At 71.9% G+C, this 2,419-nt stretch carries 1 protein-coding gene; it reads right to left on the bottom strand.

Features of this window, described 5'->3' with window-relative positions:
* On the bottom strand, positions 1-2,008 hold a 2,008-nt coding region (locus tag ACQKIP_RS45245; RefSeq protein WP_427745665.1), incomplete at its 3' end, for an FUSC family protein.
* Between the last annotated feature and the right edge of the window lie 411 nt (positions 2,009-2,419).

Here is a 2,419-nt window from a genome sequence, read left to right on the forward strand (position 1 = left end):
CGGCCGTGGCCGTGTCGTCGTCGACGTACTCGCTGATGACCTCGATGTTGCGGGCGATGCGCCGGCCGGCCCGCTCCAGGCGCGGATCGGCCGCGACGTTCTTACTGAAGGGCACGAGTTCGGCCGTCGCCGCCAGCGAACGGGCGTGGTAGGCGCAGGTCTCGAGCAGGGCCACCAGATAGCGGGCGGTGCGGCGGCGCCCGCGCAGCGGCGTGATGGGGTGGGTCAGCGGCTGGATGGAGGCGCGCAGATCGTCGAGTGCGGTGTCCAAGTCCCGCGCCTTGTCCAGGAGGTCGGCGGCCGGGCCGCCGCTGAGCTGCTCGACGGACGCGGAGATGACGTCGGAGAGCCGGGTCAGGACCGTGTTCAGGAGCTCGTCGGTGCGGTGGTCGGTGCGCACCGGCAGCACGAGGACCGCCGCGATGATGCCGCAGGCCGCCCCCAGCGCCGTCTCCTCGATGCGCAGCCACAGGACGGCGAGGCTGTAGGTGTTCAGGAGCGTGTAGAGCAGGCCCAGCATCGCCGTGACGAAGAAGGACATCAGCGCGTACGACAGGGGGGCGGTGAAGAACATCGCGAAGATGAAGAGCAGGACGAGCGCGAACGCCACCCACGTGTGGTTGCCGACCAGACCCGCGAGCGCCACCCCGGCGACCACCCCGAGCACCGTGCCCAGGAGCCGCCGGTATCCCTTGACCAGGATCTCGCCCGTGGAGGCGGTGTTGAGGAAGACCACCCAGCAGGTGAGCACCGCCCAGTACCAGCGCTGGGTGGAGAGGAACTCGCCGCCGATGATGGCCAGGGTCGAGCCCACCGCGACCTGGAAGGCGGCCCTGGTGGTGGGCCGGCGCAGGCCGGTGCGGTCGTCCTCGTCGGACTCGGCGGCCTCCTCGGCGCCGGCGATCGCGATGTCCTCGGCGTCGAACTCCTCGCGGGAGCGGGTCGTCGCCGGTGAGTCGTCGGACTCGTCCTGGGGGCCGTCCAGGGCGAGCCGCAGGCCGAGCACGGCGCGGGCGGCCTCACCGATGCCGCGGAAGACGTCCTGGACGGCGAGCGAGGCCTGCGGCAGATTGTCCTCGTCGCGGTAGCCGAGCAGCCTGTTGCGCACATGGGCCAGGGCCGTGCCCCGGTCGTCGGCGACCGGGCGGCCGACCAGCAAGTGCAGGGCATTCAGATCGCGGCGCAGGGTGAGGGTCGCGTCGTCCTCGGCGCGGATGCGGGTGCCGGTCGCCGGTACGGGCGCGTGCGGCAGATGCAGCGTGAGGGTGTCGGCGCGTTCGGCGCTGCGCGCGTTCAGGAGCAGTACGCCCAGGCGTTCGGCCGCGATCTCCGCGTCCGCCACACGGCGTTGGACCAGGGTCGCCGTGGCCGCGTCCGGAGTGCCTTCCTCCAGGCGGCCCTGGATCATCAGGGCGGTCTCGTGCAGCCGGGAGGTGCCCCGCCGCAGCTCGCCGAGGACCTTCTCCAACTGCTCGGGCGTGGCGTCCAGGAGCTCTGTCTGCGTGGCCACCAGCTGCGCGAGCCGTGCCCGGAAGGCGACGCGCAACCGCCCCAGATCACGCCCCGGCGTCTCGGGTACGACGGCGAACCGTACGACGGCGCTGCACGCGAAGGCGACGGCCAGGGCCACATACAGGCTGGGCAGGGCGGAGGTGGCGGCGCCCACGAACAGCGAGACGAAGTAGACCTGGAAGCCGATCAGGCCAAGTGCCGTGCCCCGGTCGCCGAAGCGGCGGCTGTAGACGGCACCGAAGATCAGCGCGACGAAGAAGATGTCGCCCGCGATGACCTGATCGCTCAGGAGCGCCCCCAGGGAGATCGCCGCGATCGCGACGGGCAGCCCGAGCGCGAGCGTGATCGCCTGGCTGCGGACCTCCTTCTCCTTGATGGCGAAGGTGGAGACCATCGCGGTCATGGCGCCCGCGACCATGTGGGTGACGTCGGTGCCCAGCAGCGCCAGGACGACGAGCGTCAGTGCGATCGCGCCGACCGTCCGCAGTCCCGCCATCAGTCGCAGGAGCCCCGGGTCCGATGCCAAGAAACGGTCCCATGTGCCGGTCCTGGTCCGCCGTGTCACTGCGCTCACACCCTCATCGCCGCTGTTCAAGGCGAGATTCTGTCATGGCGGGTGCAACCGGCGGTTGAGGGTTCACAGCGTGATACGCCCCGGGCGCCGGCCGGGGGTGCGCGCTCGGCATGTCCGACACACGCTGGCATCGGGCCGTCACCGCGTACGCGCTCGCCTGCCACGGGCTGCTGCTGATCGGTGGCCGGGGTCAGCAGGGCGCCGGGCCACCGGCGCGCGTTCCTCGTCGGCCCGACCGTCCTCGCCGCCGCGCCGGCGCCGGGTCTGCTCGCCGCGGGCCTGCGTCAGCGGGGTGCTCCTGCGCGCAGTCCGTCCATGACCAGGTCCATGAGG

Source organism: Streptomyces sp. NPDC059900, from assembly GCF_050270335.1.
Lineage (GTDB): Bacteria > Actinomycetota > Actinomycetes > Streptomycetales > Streptomycetaceae > Streptomyces.